The 17,056-nt window shown below is 71.0% G+C and carries 15 protein-coding genes; 9 read left to right on the forward strand and 6 right to left on the reverse strand.

What is annotated here, in order from left to right; all coding sequences use genetic code 11:
- Positions 1–43 precede the first annotated feature (43 nt).
- The gene (locus ACLJOU_RS06845) at positions 44–1,690 is read right to left on the reverse strand and encodes a DNA repair helicase XPB (protein ID WP_410564203.1); all 1,647 of its coding nucleotides are present in this window, start codon (positions 1,688–1,690) and stop codon (positions 44–46) included.
- Positions 1,691–1,762: 72 nt separating this feature from the next.
- On the opposite strand from ACLJOU_RS06845, the gene ACLJOU_RS06850 reads away from it, so the two are divergent.
- Entirely contained in the window at positions 1,763–2,374 is a 612-nt protein-coding gene (locus tag ACLJOU_RS06850; RefSeq protein WP_410564205.1) for a hypothetical protein, read from the forward strand.
- A 223-nt stretch (positions 2,375–2,597) separates the two neighbouring features.
- Here the strand turns inward: ACLJOU_RS06850 and ACLJOU_RS06855 are convergent, their stop codons facing one another.
- Complete coding sequence (locus ACLJOU_RS06855) at positions 2,598–3,563, reverse strand: ABC transporter substrate-binding protein (RefSeq protein ID WP_410564206.1); 966 nt, start codon at positions 3,561–3,563, stop codon at positions 2,598–2,600.
- 187 nt (positions 3,564–3,750) lie between these two features.
- Here ACLJOU_RS06855 and ACLJOU_RS06860 point away from each other — a divergent pair, with 187 nt between their 5' ends.
- From ACLJOU_RS06860 to mdlC, 8 genes are all read left to right on the forward strand, one after another.
- Positions 3,751–7,047, forward strand: a complete 3,297-nt coding sequence (locus tag ACLJOU_RS06860; protein WP_410564208.1) for a nitrate- and nitrite sensing domain-containing protein — start codon at positions 3,751–3,753, stop codon at positions 7,045–7,047.
- A 13-nt stretch (positions 7,048–7,060) separates the two neighbouring features.
- Complete coding sequence (locus tag ACLJOU_RS06865; protein WP_410564209.1) at positions 7,061–7,738, forward strand: copper homeostasis protein CutC; 678 nt, start codon at positions 7,061–7,063, stop codon at positions 7,736–7,738.
- Positions 7,739–8,155: 417 nt separating this feature from the next.
- Positions 8,156–8,368: a hypothetical protein gene (locus ACLJOU_RS06870; RefSeq protein WP_410564211.1), complete on the forward strand. Its 213-nt coding sequence runs from the start codon at positions 8,156–8,158 to the stop codon at positions 8,366–8,368.
- A 44-nt stretch (positions 8,369–8,412) separates the two neighbouring features.
- Positions 8,413–9,375, forward strand: coding sequence for a hypothetical protein (locus ACLJOU_RS06875; protein WP_410564213.1), 963 nt, complete (start codon positions 8,413–8,415; stop codon positions 9,373–9,375).
- 167 nt (positions 9,376–9,542) lie between these two features.
- Positions 9,543–11,192: a protease pro-enzyme activation domain-containing protein gene (locus ACLJOU_RS06880; protein WP_410564214.1), complete on the forward strand. Its 1,650-nt coding sequence runs from the start codon at positions 9,543–9,545 to the stop codon at positions 11,190–11,192.
- Positions 11,193–11,272: 80 nt separating this feature from the next.
- Positions 11,273–12,115, forward strand: a complete 843-nt coding sequence (locus tag ACLJOU_RS06885) for a helix-turn-helix domain-containing protein (RefSeq protein ID WP_410564216.1) — start codon at positions 11,273–11,275, stop codon at positions 12,113–12,115.
- Position 12,116: 1 nt separating this feature from the next.
- Complete coding sequence (locus tag ACLJOU_RS06890; protein ID WP_410564218.1) at positions 12,117–12,278, forward strand: DUF397 domain-containing protein; 162 nt, start codon at positions 12,117–12,119, stop codon at positions 12,276–12,278.
- A gap of 9 nt (positions 12,279–12,287) precedes the next feature.
- Entirely contained in the window at positions 12,288–13,874 is a 1,587-nt protein-coding gene (gene mdlC / locus ACLJOU_RS06895) for a benzoylformate decarboxylase (protein WP_410564220.1), read from the forward strand.
- Positions 13,875–13,885: 11 nt separating this feature from the next.
- Here mdlC and ACLJOU_RS06900 read toward each other — a convergent pair whose 3' ends face one another.
- From ACLJOU_RS06900 to ACLJOU_RS06915, 4 genes are all read right to left on the reverse strand, one after another.
- Positions 13,886–14,461 (reverse strand): dihydrofolate reductase family protein, encoded by a 576-nt coding sequence (locus tag ACLJOU_RS06900; protein ID WP_410564221.1) that lies wholly within the window; start codon positions 14,459–14,461, stop codon positions 13,886–13,888.
- 112 nt (positions 14,462–14,573) lie between these two features.
- A complete protein-coding gene (locus ACLJOU_RS06905) occupies positions 14,574–15,434 on the reverse strand; it encodes an ABC transporter ATP-binding protein (protein ID WP_410564223.1) in 861 nt (286 codons plus the stop codon).
- 21 nt (positions 15,435–15,455) lie between these two features.
- On the reverse strand, positions 15,456–16,289 hold the full coding sequence (locus ACLJOU_RS06910) for an ABC transporter permease (protein WP_410564225.1): 834 nt from the start codon (positions 16,287–16,289) through the stop codon (positions 15,456–15,458).
- Positions 16,286–17,056 (reverse strand): ABC transporter permease, encoded by a 771-nt coding sequence (locus ACLJOU_RS06915; protein WP_410564227.1) that lies wholly within the window; start codon positions 17,054–17,056, stop codon positions 16,286–16,288. Before ACLJOU_RS06915 ends, ACLJOU_RS06910 begins: the two co-directional genes overlap by 4 nt.

The raw sequence follows: 17,056 nt of genomic DNA on the forward strand, positions 1-17,056 counted from the left end.
GTGACGATTCGCTAGGCCGAAGGGGTCACGGACGACCGGGGTGTCACAGCGGCCGCAGCAGGTCGTCCGCATCCACGATGTGGTACGCGTACCCCTGCTCCGCGAGGAACCTCTGCCGGTGCGCCGCGTACTCCGTGTCCACCGTGTCGCGCGAGACGATCGAGTAGAAGTGCGCCTGCCGGCCGTCGCCCTTCGGACGCAGGAGTCGGCCCAGCCGCTGCGCTTCCTCCTGCCGGGAGCCGAATGTGCCCGAAATCTGGATCGCCACCGAGGCCTCCGGCAGGTCGATCGAGAAGTTCGCGACCTTCGACACGACCAGCGTCCGGATCTCGCCGCGGCGGAACTTGTCGAACAGCTCCTCGCGCTCCTTGTTGCGGGTCGCGCCCTGGATCACCGGGGCGTCGAGCTCGTCGCCGAGCATCTCCAGCTGGTCCAGGTACGCCCCGATCACCAGCGTCGGCTCGCCCGCGTGCTTGGCCACGATCGACTTGATCACCGGCGTCTTCGTCAGCGCCGTCGCCGCCAGCTTGTACCGCTCGTCGGCTTCGGCCGTCGCGTACTCGAGCCGCTCGGCGTCGGTCAGCGTGACGCGGACCTCGGTGCACTCCGCCGGGGCGATCCAGCCCTGGGCCTCGATGTCGCGCCACGGCACGTCGTAGCGCTTCGGGCCGATCAGCGAGAAGACGTCGCCCTCGCGGCCGTCCTCGCGCACCAGCGTCGCCGTCAGGCCGAGGCGCCGGCGGGACTGCAGGTCCGCCGTCATCCGGAACACCGGCGCCGGCAGCAGGTGGACCTCGTCGTAGACGACCAGGCCCCAGTCGCGGGAGTCGAACAGCTCCAGGTGCTTGTACTCGCCCTTGGTCTTGCGGGTGATCACCTGGTAGGTGGCGATGGTGACCGGCCGGATCTCCTTCTTCTCGCCGGAGTACTCGCCGATCTCCTCCTCGGTCAGCGACGTCCGCGCGATCAGCTCGCGCTTCCACTGCCGCCCGGCGACCGTGTTCGTCACCAGGATCAGGGTCGTCGCCGCCGCCTTGGCCATCGCCGCCGCGCCGACCATCGTCTTGCCCGCGCCGCACGGCAGCACGACGACGCCGGAGCCGCCCGCCCAGAACGCCTCCGCGGCCTGCCGCTGGTAGTCGCGCAGCTGCCAGTCCGTCTCGTCCAACGCGATCGGGTGCGCCTCACCGTCGACGTACCCGGCCAGGTCCTCGGCCGGCCAGCCGACCTTCAGCAGCGCCTGCTTCAGCCGCCCGCGCTCGGACGGGTGGACGAGGACGGTGTCCTCGTCGATCCGGGCGCCCAGCATCGGGCTGATCTTCTTGTTCCGGACGACCTCGGTCAGCACCGCGCGGTCCGTGGTGGACATCACCAGCCCGTGCGCCGGGTGGTTGGCGATCTGCAGCCGCCCGAACCGGCCCATGACGTCGACGACGTCGATCAGCAGCGGCTGCGGTACCGGGAAGCGCGAGTACGTCGTCAGCGCGTCCACGACCTGCTCGGCGTCGTGGCCCGCGGCACGCGCGTTCCACAAGGCCAGCGGCGTGATCCGGTAGGTGTGCACGTGCTCCGGCGCCCGTTCCAGCTCCGCGAACGGCGCGATCGCGATGCGCGCGTCATCGGCCTGGGGGTGGTCGACCTCCAGGAGCACGGTCTTGTCGGACTGGACGATCAGTGGGCCATCAGTCACAACTACTGTTATACGTGGCTCGCTCCGGTCCACCGGTGGGACGGGGTGCCGAGGGGACCACTGGAGGGCACGTTGACCACACCACCGTTCGACGACAACCCGTTCCGGTCGCCGGGCTACGCACCGCCCGCGCCGATGCCGCCGGGGCCCGGGCACCAGCCGATCCCGCACTGGTTCACCACGAAGGTGAAGATCACGATGGCCGCGTGCGTCGTCGTCGCACTGGGCCTGGGGGCGCTGGGCGCGATGGGCGTCTACTGGATCAGCCGCAGCGGGCCGCCGTCGAACGGCGACTGCCTGTACCTGACGCGCGAAGGGGCGGGCAAGCTCGCCTACCACCGCGTCACGTGCAGTGCGAACAACGCGACGTACAAGGTCGAAAACACCTACCGCGGCGGCATTGCGTGCGCGTCCGGTGACTACGTGCGATTCCGGCTCGGCTCGGGCGCCGGGCAGACGCTGTGCCTGGCGCTGAACGTCAAGGCCGGTGACTGCCTGCGCGACGTCGATGACGAGAGCGCGATCGGCAAGGTTTCGTGCGCCGATCCGGCGGCGCAGGAGCGCGTCGAGATCCTCTCCGGCTTCGGTCGCGACGACAAGTGCGAAGGCGCCGACAAGGTCCTCAGCTACTCCGGCCCGCCGTCCCGCACGGTGTGCCTGATCAAGTCGGGCGAGAACATCTAGTTTCGCGCGTCCCAGGTTCGTTGACGCTCACCGAGCCGGGGATGGGTGCGGGTCCCGAGCGCCCCAATGTGGCCTTCGGTGCGTCAGACGCAACCAATGTGGCCTTCGGTGCTCCATCCATGCCCCCGCCACCACCCTCAACGGAGGCGCTCCGCGCCGCAGTGCTGATTCGACGCAACCAAGGCCGCCTTGGGGCGCTTGAGCCGGGCCGCCGTCAACGAAGCTAGTAGCCGGTCTGCTCGGGCAGCAGGCCCTGGACGTCGAGGCGGTTCGCCAGCAGGCCCGAGTTGTGCATCAGGTCGGCGACGCGCTGCAGCCGGATGCCGTTGAGCGACGGCGGGTAGGAGCCGAGCGAGATCAGCGCGGCCGTCGTCGCGTCGATGTCGGAGAACTTCGGCAGTGCGTCGCGCACGATCGCCGGGTCCGCCGCGCTCTGCTGGGCCGCGCCCAGCGCGGTGCGGAACGCCCGGAGGGTCCGGGGGTTGGCCTGCGCGAACGGCTTGGCGGCCGCGTAGCCGGAGAGCGGGAAGTCGAGCGTCGAACCGCGGGCGCCGTCGGCCAGGATGTGCGCGCCGAGGTCCTTCTCGGCGCGCGTGATGTACGGCTCGATCATCAGGGCGGCGTCGGCGTCGCCCGCCTGCAGGGCCTGCGGCATCCGGTCGAACGGCACCGCGGTGAACTTGATCTTCGCCTGGTCGACACCCGCGGTGACCAGCACCGAACGCGCGACGAGCGCGCCGACGTCGTCCAGCATGTTCACCGCGATCTTCGGCGAGCGCTTTCCGGTCGGCACGGTGTAGTCCGAGTCCGGCAGCGTCACCAGGGCCATCGTGTTGGGGCCGGACGTGTAGGCCTCGCCCTGCAGCTGCAACGCCGTCCCGCCGGCCGCCGCGCGGAACGTCGCGATGTCGGAAGCGAAGGTGACGTCGAGGTCGCCCGCGGCCAGCTTCGCCAGCCCGTCGTCGGCGCCGAGCTCGACGAGCTGCACGGTGAGCCCGGCGGCGCCGAACTTCCCGGCCGCGACGGCGATCCGCAGGGGGGCCGTGTCGATGGCGTTGCCCACACCGACGCGCAGGGTGCTGCGCTCAAGGGGCGGCGGGGCGGCGGGAGAGCCGGACGAGAACACGGAACAGCCCGCGGTCGCCAGGAGCGCCGCTACCAGCGGAATCAGCCGTCCGCGTCCGATCATGCACCTTCACCTACCGCGAGAATCTGGTTCTCGTGCTGGATCGTATGGTCCGCGCCCCATACGATCGCGGGCAGGGCCGTATCGTGCCAGCGCGGCTTTCGGATCTCCATGGGGCGGGCTACCGTTCAGTAGGTTCGATGTGTCGTTCGATCCGCGGGTTCCCGCCCGTGGCGGAAAAGGAAACCAGGTGACCCGTCGCGACAAGCGTCCCCGCAAGGGCGGCGACGCGGCGGATCCGCGTCCGGCGGGTGGCCGCTGGCGGCTGCGGAACTGGCGCCTGGGCACGAAGCTCTTCGCCGTCCTCCTCATCCCGGCACTGGCCGTGATCGCGCTCGTCGGCCTGCGGATCAGTTCCGACCTGCGTGACGCCCGGCAGCTGGCCGAGTTCGCCACGCGCGGCCGCGTCGACAGCACCGTCGCCGAAGCCTTGCACGAGCTGCAACGCGAGCGCGACCTCACCGTGCGGTTCGTCGCCCAGAACCGCCAGGGCGACACCGCCGACCTCACCGCCCAGCGCACCCGCGTCGACCGGGCCATCGGCGCCTTCGAGCGGACGCTGGCCGACAGCAAGCCGCGGCTCGACGCGAAGGCCGCGGAAAGCCTCCAGCAGACCGACGACCGGCTGCGCGTGCTCGGCGGCCTCCGGTTCTCCGCGGAGCACTCCGCCTTCCCGGCCGACGCCGTGCTGCGCTCCTACAGCGAGCTGATCTCCGGCCTGCTCGACATCAGCGACTCCGCGGCCGCCGACGTCTCCGACCCGGAGCTCGCGCGGATGCGGCTGGCGGGCAACGCACTCGCCCGGATCAAGGACCAGATGTCGGTCAAGCGGGCGGTGATGGCCGAGGCGCTCGCGGCGGGCAGCCTCAACCGCGACCGCACGCGCGCGCTGCTCGGCGCGGAAGCCGAACTCGAAGCCGCCCGCAGCGACTACCGCACCTTCGCCACCCCCGGCCAGCAGCGGATGTTCGACGACACGGTGATCGGCCTGGTCGTCGACATCGGCAACGACATGGTCGAATCCGCGCTCACCCGCACGGAAAACGGCCAGGACCTCTCCGGCCTCGACCCGAACCAGTGGGACACCTCGGCCACGCACACGGTCAACCTCGCCCACCAGGTGCAGCAGGCACTGCTGGTCCAGTTGCAGGAACGCACCGACGCGCTGGCGGCGCAGGCGCGCACGGCCGCGTTGTGGGACGGCGGCGTGGTGCTCGGCGTCCTGCTCGTCGCGGGCGTGCTGTCGGTGGTCATCGCGCGGTCCCTGTTGCGCCCCTTGCGGATCCTGCGCCGGACCGCGCTGGAAGTGGCCGAACACCGGCTGCCCGCCGCCGTGCAGAACCTGCTCACCGATCCCGAGCCCGCCCCCGAGAACCTGCGGAAACGGCTCGCCGTCGCGCCCGTGCCGGTGTTCACCCGCGAAGAGCTCGGCCAGGTGGCGCGCGCGTTCGACGCGGTGCACGGCGAGGCCGTCCGGCTCGCCGGCGAACAGGCGATGCTGCGCGAGAACGTCAACGCGATGTTCGTCAACCTGTCGCAGCGCAGCCAGGACCTCGTCGAACGGCAGCTTTCGGTGCTGGACCGGATGGAGGCCGACGAGCAGGACCCGGACACCCTCGCCGGGCTGTTCGAGCTCGACCACCTCGCCACGCGGATGCGGCGCAACAGCGAGAACCTGCTGGTGCTGTCCGGCCAGGACTCCGCGCGGGAGGACGCCGGGCCCGTCTCGGCCGACGAGATCATCGGCGCCGCGCTCTCGGAGGTCGAGCACTACCAGCGGATCGAACTCGGCCCGGCGCCGCAGGTGGCCGTCCGCGGCGAGGCCGTCAACGACCTCGTGCACGTCGTTTCGGAGCTGCTGGAGAACGCGACACGCTATTCCGGCGGCGAGACGGTCACCGTGGCGAGCGCCGAAACCCACGACGGCGACTGGCAGATCGAGATCATCGACCACGGCGCGGGCATGCCGCAGGCGGAGATCGACCGCACCAACGCGCGGCTCGCGCACCCGCCGGACGTCGACGTCGAGGTGTCCCGCCGGATGGGCCTGTTCGTCGTCGCGACGCTGGCCACGCGGCACCACATCGACGTCAGTCTCAGCGCGGGCGCGGAGTCCGGGCTGGTCGCGACGGTGCTGGTGCCGGCGGCGCTGATCGTCGAGCTCCCGCCGATGCCGGCCCCGCCCCCGCCCGCCGAGCCGCCCGCCGCGCCCGAGCCGGAGCTGCTGGCGCCGCTCGCCCCGCTGACACCGCCGGAGCCCGAACCCGAGCCGGAGCCGGAAGAGCTGACGCCGCCGTCGATCGAGGCCGGCCCGCCGCGCCGGGCGCCGGTGGTGGCCCGCGACCACGCGCCGGAGTGGCCGACCGCGGACGACGAAGCCCACCTCGACCTCGACGCCCCGACCGAGCGGATGCCCGCCTACCGCGACGTTCTGTCCCGCTGGTTCGACGCCGCGGCCGCGCCGGAACAGCCGCGGAAACCGGCGGAGCCGCGCCCGGTTGCCGAGGCGCCGCGCTCGGTTGGCGAGCACCCGCGCCCGGTCGCCGAGGTGCCGCGCTCGGTCACTGAGCAGTCGCGTCCGGTTGCCGAGGTGCCGCGCTCGGCTGCCGGGCACCCGCGCCCGCTTGCGGAGCAGTCGCGCTCGGTTGGCGAGGTGCCGCGCCCGGCCATTGAGCAGTCGCGCCCGGTTGGCGAGCAGCCGCGTCCGGCCATTGAGGAGTCGCGCCCGGTTGCCGAGGCGCCGCGCCCGGCTGCCGAGCAGTCGCGGCCCGTTGATTCCCAGCCGCGCCACGCTCTGGCCGCGCCGCCGCCACTCCCACCGCCTCCCGACGCCGGGGCGCCTTCACGTGAAAAAGCCCCCGCTCCCGTCCAGGCGGCACTTCCGCGGGAGAACTCCGCGCCGCTGCCTTCGCGGGACAGTTCGGCGTCGCGTCCGGCATTGCCGTCGCGGGAAGGTTCGGCCCCGCCGCTGCCGTCGCGGGAAAGATCCGCGCTGCCGTCGCGGGACAACTCCGCCCCGCCGCCGCTGCCTTCGCGGGACAGTTCGGCGTCGCGCCCGCCGCTGCCGTCGCGGGAGGGCTCCGCAGCGCCCCCGCCGCTGCCCTCGCGGGAAGGCTTCTGGCCGCCCCCGCCGCCGCGGGAGAACTCCGCTCCGCTCCCCGCCGAGGCGCCGCTTTCGCGTGAATCCGGCCGGCCGGGGCCGGACGACGAGGACACCGAACCGCGGCTGACGCCCGTCGCGCCGCCCGCCGCGATCGAGCCCTCCTACGACTGGCCCACCCCCGCCGAGCTGGAGCAGGAGGACGGCGCGGAGGACACCTGGCCGTTCCTGCAGCCGCTGGATTCGGCGGCCAGCCCGGGAGCGGTCCCCGAGCAGCGGCCGATACTCTCTCTTTCCCCGGAAGCGGTGCGCGAGCGGATGACGAGCCTTCAAGGCGGCTTCCGGCGAGGGCGGCATGCGAGGGGGGACGACACCCGGAACCAGTGAAACGGATTGAGGCATGAGCTCGAAGACGCCCCTGCTGGAAGTGATCGCGCTGGACGCGGCGGATGCCGAAGGCGCGCAGGCGGGCGGGGCCGACCGCCTCGAACTGGTTGCGGACATGGCCCAGGACGGCCTGACACCCTCGGTCGAAACACTGCGTGACGTGCTCTCGGCGACCGACCTGCCGGTGCGGGTCATGTTGCGGGACAACGGTTCCTTCGCCGTCGGCGACCTGGAGGGCCTGCGCGCGGACACCGCCCGGCTGATCGACGCGGGCGCGCGGGAGTTCGTCTTCGGCTTCCTCGACGTCGACAGCGAAATCGACCTCGACGCCTGTGAGGCGCTGATCAAGGAGGTCGACGGCCTGCCGTGGACGTTCCACCGCGCCATCGACCGCACGCGGGACCCGTTGCGCGCCTACGACCAGCTGGCCTCGCTCGGCTGTGACACCGTGCTCGCCGCCGGTCACCCGAACGGCGTGGCGAGCGGCCTTTCGGTGCTGCAGCGGCTCGCGCAGCGCGACAGCGGGCCGGAACTGCTCGTCGGCGGGGGCCTGCGCGCCCAGCAGGTCCACCTCCTGCGCGCGGGCGGCGTACGGGGATTCCACGTCGGCAGCGCCGTCCGGCCCGGCGGCTGGCAGGCGCCCGTGGACGCCGCAACCGTGCGTACCTGGGTCGACCTCGTCAAATCCTGATCGATTACGCGCATCTCACGGAGAATCGGCGGAGTGCAACGATTTCCGCCGATGTTTTCCCTGTCCGCGTCAATCTTTGGCCCGGCTGGTGAAATTGCATCCGCCCGTTCGGGTGGCGCGCGCGGCGTTGCGTGTGCGGCTGCACGGGCAGTTCCAGGTTTGACCTGGTTGGTGGCTGATTTTCCGGCGAGCGGCTGGCTACGGTTGTCCCGCATTTCGCGATCCGGCCGATCTTCAGGAATCGATCTGCAGTGCGGGAGGCGGCGCCGTGTGCGCGCGTATTCAGTTCGGGAACTCGTTGCGTGGACAGCAAGAAGTCAGGAGTTCGACGATCAGGTGGATATCCGTCACCTGGGGCAGGTTGATTCCCCGGGGATATCGCCCGGGTGCCACCCCGGGCCGCCGGAAGGCGGAATCGTGACCGGCACGATACCGCGACAACGCGGAACCGAGACCTCCGAAGACGAATTCGCGAAACTGGGACTCGGCGGCTCCCTCGTCCTCACCGGCCTGCTGGCCGCCGTCAAGATCGCGGAAACCGCCACGGGCGTGGTGCTGACCGCCACCGGGGTGCTGCCCGGTGCCAATCCCTCGAAGGAGCGGGCTCCGGCCTGGCCCGGCGGGGAATGAGCGGAGCTGCCCGATCGGCAGCTCTCTACGGACGGAGGGCTGCCATGACCGGCAGCGACGGGCGCGAAGAACGGAGTGGCACGCGCGTGGGCCTGGCCGACGTGCGGCGGCTCGAAGACAGCGTTGCGGAGCTCAGGGCGCTGGACTACCGCTACGGCGGCGGCTCGTGCCGGGTCGCCGTCGAGACGAGACTGCCTGCCGCGGTGGCCTTGCTGGACGGCGTGACGAAGACGGTGGTCCTGGCGAGGCTGTACACCGCGGTCGCCGACCTGTACAACCTCGCCGGCTGGACGAACTTCGACCAGGACCGCCCGGCCGCCGCGCTGGAGGCGTTCGGACGGGCCCTCGAGCTGGCCATCGAAGCGGGCAACGACGACCTCCAGGCCAACATCCGGTACCGCATCGGGCGGCTCCACCTGCACTACGAAGCGGTCGATGCGGCGCTGGTGGAGTTCGCACACGGCCGGGAGGCGGCGTTGGCGGCGCACTCCAAGCTCGCGCAGGCGATCCTGTCGGCCAACCAGGCGTGGGCGCACGCCAAGAAGGCCGACGTCACCGGCGCGCTGACCTACCTGCGCCGCGCCCGGCAGGAGTTCGCGGAGGCCGAGGGGCGCGAACCGTCACCGTGGGCGGCGTTCTTCGGGGCCACCGACATGGCGGCCATGGTCGGCACGGTGCACGGCGAACTGGCGCAGACGGTCGACATCCGCCACGGGCGGGACGGGATTCCCGCACTCGCCGAGGCGATCGAGGGGTACCCGCGGAGCATGACGCGCAGCCGCTCGCTGACCTTGATCTGGCTGGCCACCGTGCACGCGCTGGACGGCGACCTCGACGTCGCCACCACGGTCGGCGAAGAGGCGGTCGAGCTGGCCGGCGCGCTGCGGTCCCCGCGGGTGCGCCAGCGGCTGCACTCGCTGTCGGCGGCGGCCGGCCGGTTCGACGGCAACGCCGCGGCCCGGGAGCTCATCGAACGCATCGAAACGGTCGGGCAATCCGGACAATAATCGGTTTGCCATGAGGAGGTAAACCGCCCGGAAAATGAAAATGGGATTCGCGGAAGGACAGACAAAAGTAGGTTCCTCCGCGTGATCACGGCTTCTTATGCTTCTCGGCAACCTGCGGCGAGCATTCCGCGCAGGCCCGGTCCCCACCGCCGAGAGGAAATTCCCCCATGCGCTTGCGCAAGCTCGTCGCGGCCGCTGTGCCGCTGCCGGCGTTGCTCGGCCTCGCTGTGGCCGTCCCGGCCGCAGCCGCGCCGGAACCGCTGGTCACGCTGGCCGATAACGCCGCGCCGCTGGTCGGCAGCGCCCGCACCGGCGACGTCGCGCCCGACCGGCCGATCACCGCCGCGCTGTCGCTGAAACTGCACAACCAGCAGGCGCTGGAAAAGTTCCTCGCCGACGTGCAAAATCCGGCCTCGCCGCAATACCACCGGTTCCTGACCCCGGCGCAGTTCAATGCCGAGTTCGGCCCGACGCAGGCCGACGTCGACAAGGCTGTCTCATTTCTCGGGAAAGCGGGCGTGTCCGGGATCGAGGTTTCCGGCAACCGGCAGGCCATCACGTTCACCGGCTCGGCGGCGCAGCTCGAGTCGGCCTTCCGGACCGGGATCGGGACCTACCACGACCGGGTGTCGGGCCGGGACTTCTTCGCCAACGACGCCGTGCCGGCCGTGCCCGCGAGCGTCTCGGACGTCGTGGGCGGCGTCGTCGGCCTCGACGACCACGCCGTGCGGACGCACGCGTCGAAGCCGCTCGCGCAGCCGAACGTCGTCAAGTCCGTCACCCCGCCGGTGCTCAAGACCGCTTACAACACCAGCGACCTGTCGGCGACCGGCCGCGGGGTGAACGTCGGTTTCGTGGAGTTCGACGGCTACCAGAAGGCCAACATCACCAAGTACGACAGCACGTACGGCTTGTCGGCGGGCTCGGTGACGACGGTCGGGGTCAGCGGCGCCAACTACGACTCCGCGCCGGGCGACGGCCAGATCGAGGTCGAACTCGACATCGAGGTCGTGCACGCAGTGGCCGCGGCGGCCAACGACTACGTCTACGAGGCCCCGAACACGAGCGCGGGCGAACTGGCGATGTACCAGAAGATCGCCTCGGACGCGAAGGTCAACGTCGTCTCGATCTCCTGGGGCGCTTGCGAAGCGGCCGAAGGTTCGAGCGCGGCGAAGAGCGTGAGCAGCGCGATCGCGACCGGCACGGCGGAGGGCATTTCGTACTTCGCGGCGGCGGGCGACGACGGCACGACCGACTGCTACCGCCAGACCGGTTCGGCGGCCCGCGGCGTCGACTTCCCGGCGTCGAGCCCGAACGTGTCGGGCGTCGGCGGCACGAAGCTGAGCGTGACGTCGTCGAACGGCTACAGCAGCGAAGTGGTTTGGAACGACGGCAGCAGCGGCGGATCGACGGGCGGCGGCATCTCGACGGTGTTCACGGCGCCGTCGTGGCAGTCCTCGCAGAGCACGACGTACCGCAAGGTCCCGGACGTGGCGGCGGACGCTTCGCCGACATCGGGGTACTACATCTACAGCGCGGGCACGTGGGAGACGGTGGGCGGCACGTCGGGCGCCACGCCGCTGTGGGCGGCTTTCGCGGCCCTGCAGAACCAGGTGCACGGTGGCGGGCTGGGCAACCTGAACCCGAAGTTCTACGCGATCGGCAACGAGTCGTCGTACGGCACGGGCTTCCACGACGTGACGTCGGGCAACAACACCCTGCACGGGACGACGGGGTACAGCGCCGGGACGGGGTATGACCAGGTCACGGGCTGGGGATCGTTCAAGGCGAGCGGGCTGTCCGGCCTGATCGGCTGATGGTGTGAAGACGGGGCCGTAGCGGATTCGCTACGGCCCCGTCTGCCGTTTTTGCCGGTCCCCGGTGACAGACTGCGTAGATGGCGACACTGGTAGCAACACCGCGGTCCCGCGCACTGGGCTTCGGCATCCGCGCGGCGCGGAAGTCCCGCAGCCTGGGTGTGCGCGAACTGGCGCGGTTGGCCGAGGTGAGCGCGCAGGAGCTTTCCCACTGGGAGAGCGGGACGCGCGTGCCCCAGATCGAGCAGGTGGCGCTCCTGCTGGGTGCGTTGCGGCTGGAGCCGATCGAGCGCGAAAGGCTGCTGGAGCTGGCGAGAAACGCCCGCGAGCCCAATTGGCTCGAGCGCACCGTGCCGGGGATCTCGCCTGCGGTTTCGACCTACGCCGAGTACGAGCGCACGGCCACGGAGATGGTGAACTGGGAGCCTTTCGTGGTGCCCGGGCTCCTGCAGACCCCCGGCTACGCCGAGGCGATCCTGACCGCCAACCGGCTTCCGCCCGGGGTGGTCGAGCAGCAGGTGGCGGTCCGGCTGCGGAAGCGGGAGTTGCTCACCCGCCGCAATCCGCTGGTGCTCAAGCTCTTCCTCGGCGAAGAGGCTTTTCGCCGCCCCATTGCCGGACCTGCCGTGCTGGCCGAGCAGTTCCGGTGGTTGTTGCGCGCGGCGCAGCCGCGCAACATCACTATCCGGGTGGTGCCCGCCGGTGCCGGGTACCACCCCGGTCTGTACGGGCACTTCGTGATCTTCGACTTCGCCCACCTGCCGTCCGTGGTGCACATCGAGCACATCCGCGGGAGCGCCCATGTCTACGATGGGGATCACGTGGCCGCCTACCGTGCGGCGGCGGATGCCCTGTCGGCCCTGGCACTGGACGAGCAGGAATCGTTCGCTTTCATCCAGGGGGTCATCACCGAACTGGAGTGAGATGCGCGAGTGGCGTAAGTCAAGCTACACCGACGAGACCAACTGCGTCGAGGTGAATCTCGGGCGGGTGTCACAGATCCGCGACACCAAGGACCGCTCCGGGGGCACCCTCACCATCAGTTCGGCCGCTTGGCGGGCTTTCCTTCGCAAGGCTAAGCGTTAACCTGTCCGCATGATCAAGCGCACGGTGCTGGACGCCACCCGCGAACTCCTCCGCGAACTCGGCCTCACCACGGTGTTCGGCAACCCGGGCACCACCGAGGTGCCGTTCCTCACCGACTGGCCCGACGACTTCGACTACGTCCTGGGCCTGCAGGAATCCGCCGTCGTGGCGATGGCCGATGCCTACGCGCAGGCCACGCGGCAAGCCGTGCTCGTCAACCTGCACTCCGCCGGTGGGGTGGGGCACGGGCTCGGCAGCGTCTTCAACGCCTACCGGAACCGCACGCCGATGATCGTCGTCGCCGGGCAGCAGATCCGGGCGCTCATGCCGCACGATCCCTTCCTCGGGGCCGTGGAAGCGCCCGAGTTCCCGAAGCCGTACGTGAAGTGGTCGATCGAACCCGCCTCCGCCGAAGACGTTCCGGCCGCGCTGGCCCGGGCGTACCACATCGCCACGCAGGCGCCGTCCGGTCCGGTTTTCGTTTCCGTTCCGGCCGACGACTGGTCGGCCACCACCGAACGGCCCATCGTGTCGCGGCCGCGGATCCGCGGGTTCGCCCCGGATCCCGAGGCCGTCGACGAACTCGTCGCCGCGCTGGAAGCCGCCGAGCGGCCGGCGCTCGTCGTCGGGGGCGCCGTCGACCAGGACGGGGCCGTCGTCGAAACCGTCGCGCTCGCCGAACGGCTCAACGCCGGCGTGTGGGTGGCGCCGATGTCCTACCGCTGCTCGTTCCCCGAGGACCACCCGCTGTTCCAAGGGTTCCTCGATCCCGAACGCGGAGCCGTCGCCGACGCGCTCGCGCGGCACGACCTCGTCGTCGTGCTCGGGGCGCCCGCTTTCACCTACCACGTCGACCGCGGACGCGGGCAAACCCCGCTGCCGCCGCTGTTCATCGTCAGCGACGACGAGCAGGTCCTCGCCCGCGCCTTCGAAGGCACCGGCATCCGCGCGACGCCGAAGCTGGGCATCCGGGCGCTGCTCAACGTCGTCGAGCGCAGCACCCGGCCCGCGCCGGCCCCGCGGACGCGGCCCGCGAAACCGAGCGACGAGAAGCTGACCGCCGAGTTCGTCTACTCGACGCTCGCGGATGTGTTGCCCGACAACGCTCTCGTCGTCGAAGAGGCGCCCAGCCACCGCGGGATCCTGCACGAGCACCTGCCGATCACGGCCACCGACACCGGCTTCCTCACGATGGCCAGCGGCACGCTCGGCTACGGCGTCCCCGGCGTGGTCGGCGCCGCGCTCGCCCGGCCGGACCGCAAGGTCGTCGGCGTCATCGGCGACGGCTCGAGCATGTACGGCATCCAGGCCCTCTGGACGGCGGCCCGCCACGAACTGCCGGTCACGTTCGTGATCCTCGACAACTCCGAGTACGCGGCGGTCCGCATCCTCGGCGACGCGATCGGCGGCGAGAAGCTGCCGGGCACCGAACTGGGCGGCATCGGCTTCGCGGCGCTGGCGCAGAGCATGGGCTGCCACGGCGTGACGATCACCGAGCCGGACGGTCTGGTCCCCGGCCTCACCGAGGCCTTGGCCGACCCGCGCCCGACGCTCGTCCACGTCCGGGTGGCCGCGTCGTCGAAGACGCTGTACTGACGCCGAACCGCTCAACCGTGCCGGGCCGGCCGGTAGGTCAGCACCTGGGTGTGACCGTCGAAGGTCCGGGCTTCGAGCAGTTCGAGGTCGAAGTCGGCCACGCTGTCGAAGACCCGGGCCACGCCGGTCTTCCCGGTGAGCACCGGGAAGACCGTCAGCTCGATGGTGTCGACCAGGCCCGCGTCCAGCAGCGCCCGGTTGAGCGTCAGGCTTCCGTGGGACCGCAGCGGCACGTCGGATCCGGCCTTGAGGCGCTCGACCACCTCGACGGGATCGCCGGGCTCGATGGTCGTGCCCGGCCAGTCGAGCGGCTCGGTCAGCCGGCTGGAGAGCACCGTGACGGGGGAGCCGAACATGCGCGTGATCCACTCGTCGAACCGGCTGCGGTCGACGCCCGGGCTCAGGAAGGGCGCGTTGGACGTGTAGGTATGGGCCCCGAGCACCATGCGCAGAGGGTCGCGGTAGGTGGCGGCGCGGTGGGCGAGGAATTCGGGGCCCTGCTTGCCCCAGTAGCCGCCCCAGTCGCCGCTGTGGTTGGCGAAGCCGTCGAGCGAGGAGAAGACGTCGAAGGTGTAGGTGGCGGTCATCGGGACTCCTTGCGGGAAGCGGGCCGAGCTTGTGCCCGGCCTCACCCCGGCCACGAACGCCGCCGCCACGATCCGACAGGCCGCCCGGAATTTCTCCCGGGCGGCCCGGGGATCAGCTCCGCGTCTTGGTTTCCGAGACGTCCGGAGTCCGCTCGGCCAGCTCCCACTCGGCGGCGTCGGACGCGGCCGTGGCGGCCTCTTCCGACGTGCCGCCGTGCAGCAGGCGCGCCACTTCACCGCGCAGGGTCACGAATTCCGCCGACTCGCGCGTGGTGATCTGGTCGCGCGAAGCGGGCAGGCCTACCGGCAGGTCCGCCACGATCGACGCCGGTGACTTCGACAGCACCAGCACCCGGTCGGACAGGTACACGCTCTCGTCGATGTCGTGCGTGACGACCAGGACCGTGCTGCCCTGTTCGCGCTGCACGCGCCGGGTCAGGTCCTCGAGCTCGAAGCGCGTCTGGGCGTCGACCGAGGCGAACGGCTCGTCCATCAGCAGCAGGGCCGGGCGGCTGGCCAGCGCGCGGGCGATCGACACCCGCTGCTGCATGCCGCCGGACAGCTGCCACGGGTACTTGCCGCCGACGCCGGACAGACCGACCTGCTCGAGCGCCTCGGCCGCGCGCTGACGGCGTTCGGCCTTCGGGATCGGCCGCCACCGCAAGGGGAACTCGACGTTCTTCTGCACCGAAAGCCAGGGGAACAGCGACCGGCTGTAGTCCTGGAACACCACGGCCAGGTCGTCCGGCACCCCGGAGACGCGGTCGCCGTGCAGGTTGACCGTGCCGCCGGTCGGCGGCGTCAGCCCGGCGATGCAGCGCAGCAGCGTCGACTTCCCGCAGCCCGACGGGCCGACGATGCTGGCCAGCTGACCGGCTTCGACGGTGAACGAAAGGTCGGTCACGGCGGTGTGCGCCTTCGCGCCGGCGCCGTAGGTGTGGCTGAGGCCGGACACTTCGAGCATGGTGGACATGGGGAGAGGCCTTTCGAAGCGTCAGTCGCGGCCGAGGCGGGTCGGCTGCCAGGCCAGCACCCGCCGCTCCGCGGCCAGGAAGATCGTGTTGAAGACGTAGCCGAGGATGCCCAGCAGTACCAGCCACGACCACATGGTCGGGAAGTCGAAGTCCTGCTGGGCGTTCAGCAGCGACCGCCCGATGCCGTTGTACGCGCCCACGAGCTCGGAGACGACCATCAGCAGCAGCGAGATCGACAGGCTGACCCGCAGCCCGGCGAAGATCTTCGGGGCCGCCGCCGGCAGCACGACCATGCCGAGCCAGTACGCCTTGGGCGTGCGGAACGACCGTGCCGTCTCCACCTTCACCTGGTCGACCGAGCGGACGCCGTCGACCGCGTTGAGCAGCACCGGCCACACCACGCCGAAGATGATCGACCCGACCTGCATGCCCGAGCTCAGCCCGAACAGCACCGCGAACACCGGGATCAGCGTGGGCGGCGGGATCGAGCGGAAGAACGCGAACAGCGGGCCGAGGTAGTCCATCGCCGTCGCGGACCGGCCGAACAGCACGCCGAGGACGATGCCGACGACCGCGGCCAGCGCCCAGCCGCCGAGCGTCCGGGCGAGGCTGGGGAACACGTTGTCGAACACCGCGTCGGTGAGGAACAGGTGCGACGCGGGCCCGGTGAACCACAGCTTGGCGGCGGTGACCGCGATCTCCGTCGGCGGCGGGAAGTACTTGCTGCCGGCGGCCTGGGCGGCGAACTCCCAGCCGACCACCATGAGCGCGAACAGCAGCCAGTTGCGCAGGACCGCGGCGGCACCGCGCGCGGCGCGCCGGCCCACCCGGCCCGAAAGGGTCGCCGCCGTCACGCGATCGCCTCCCGGTCCACCGTGCTCCACCGGAACAGCCGCTTGCCGAGCTGTTCGAGCCCTTCGTTGATCAGGTAGCCCAGCGTCCCGGCGACCACCGTGCCCGCCAGGACCAGGTCGAACCGCGTCGAACCCGTGCTGGCGACGATGATGAAGCTGCCGAGGCCGAGCTGGGAACCGGCCAGGAACTCGACGCTGACGACGGCGATCAGCGCGATGGTCGCCGACAGCCGGACGCCGGTGAAGACGAACGGCGCGGTCTGCGGCAGCGCGACCGACGACAGGATGCGGAACCGGCTTGTCCCGCACGCACGGGCGGTCTCCATCAGCACCGGGTCGATCTCGCCCATGCCGTAGATCGTGTTGAACATGATCGGCCACAGCGAGGCGTAGACGGCGAGGGTGATCTTCGCGTCCGGGCCCGAACCGATCACCAGCAGCACCAGCGGAACGAGCGCGGTGACCGGGATGGGGCGGAGGAACTCCACGATCGCGGCGGTGGCCGTGCGCAACGCCGGGACGCTGCCGAGCAGCAGCCCGGCGGGTACGCCGATCGCGATCGCGACGATGATCGCGATCAGCCAGGCCAGCATCGTCGCGACGATGTCCCGGATGAACTCGGGGTCGCCCAGCAGGTCCCCGACGGTGACCAGGACGACGCTCGGCGGCGGGGTGAACGTCTTACTGACCAGGCCGACCTGGACGACGACCTCCCAGAAGAGGAGGAAGCCGACCAGGCCGGCCAGGCCGCGGAGCAGTTTCTTCAC

The organism is Amycolatopsis sp. cmx-4-61, from assembly GCF_046548775.1.
Classification (GTDB): domain Bacteria; phylum Actinomycetota; class Actinomycetes; order Mycobacteriales; family Pseudonocardiaceae; genus Amycolatopsis.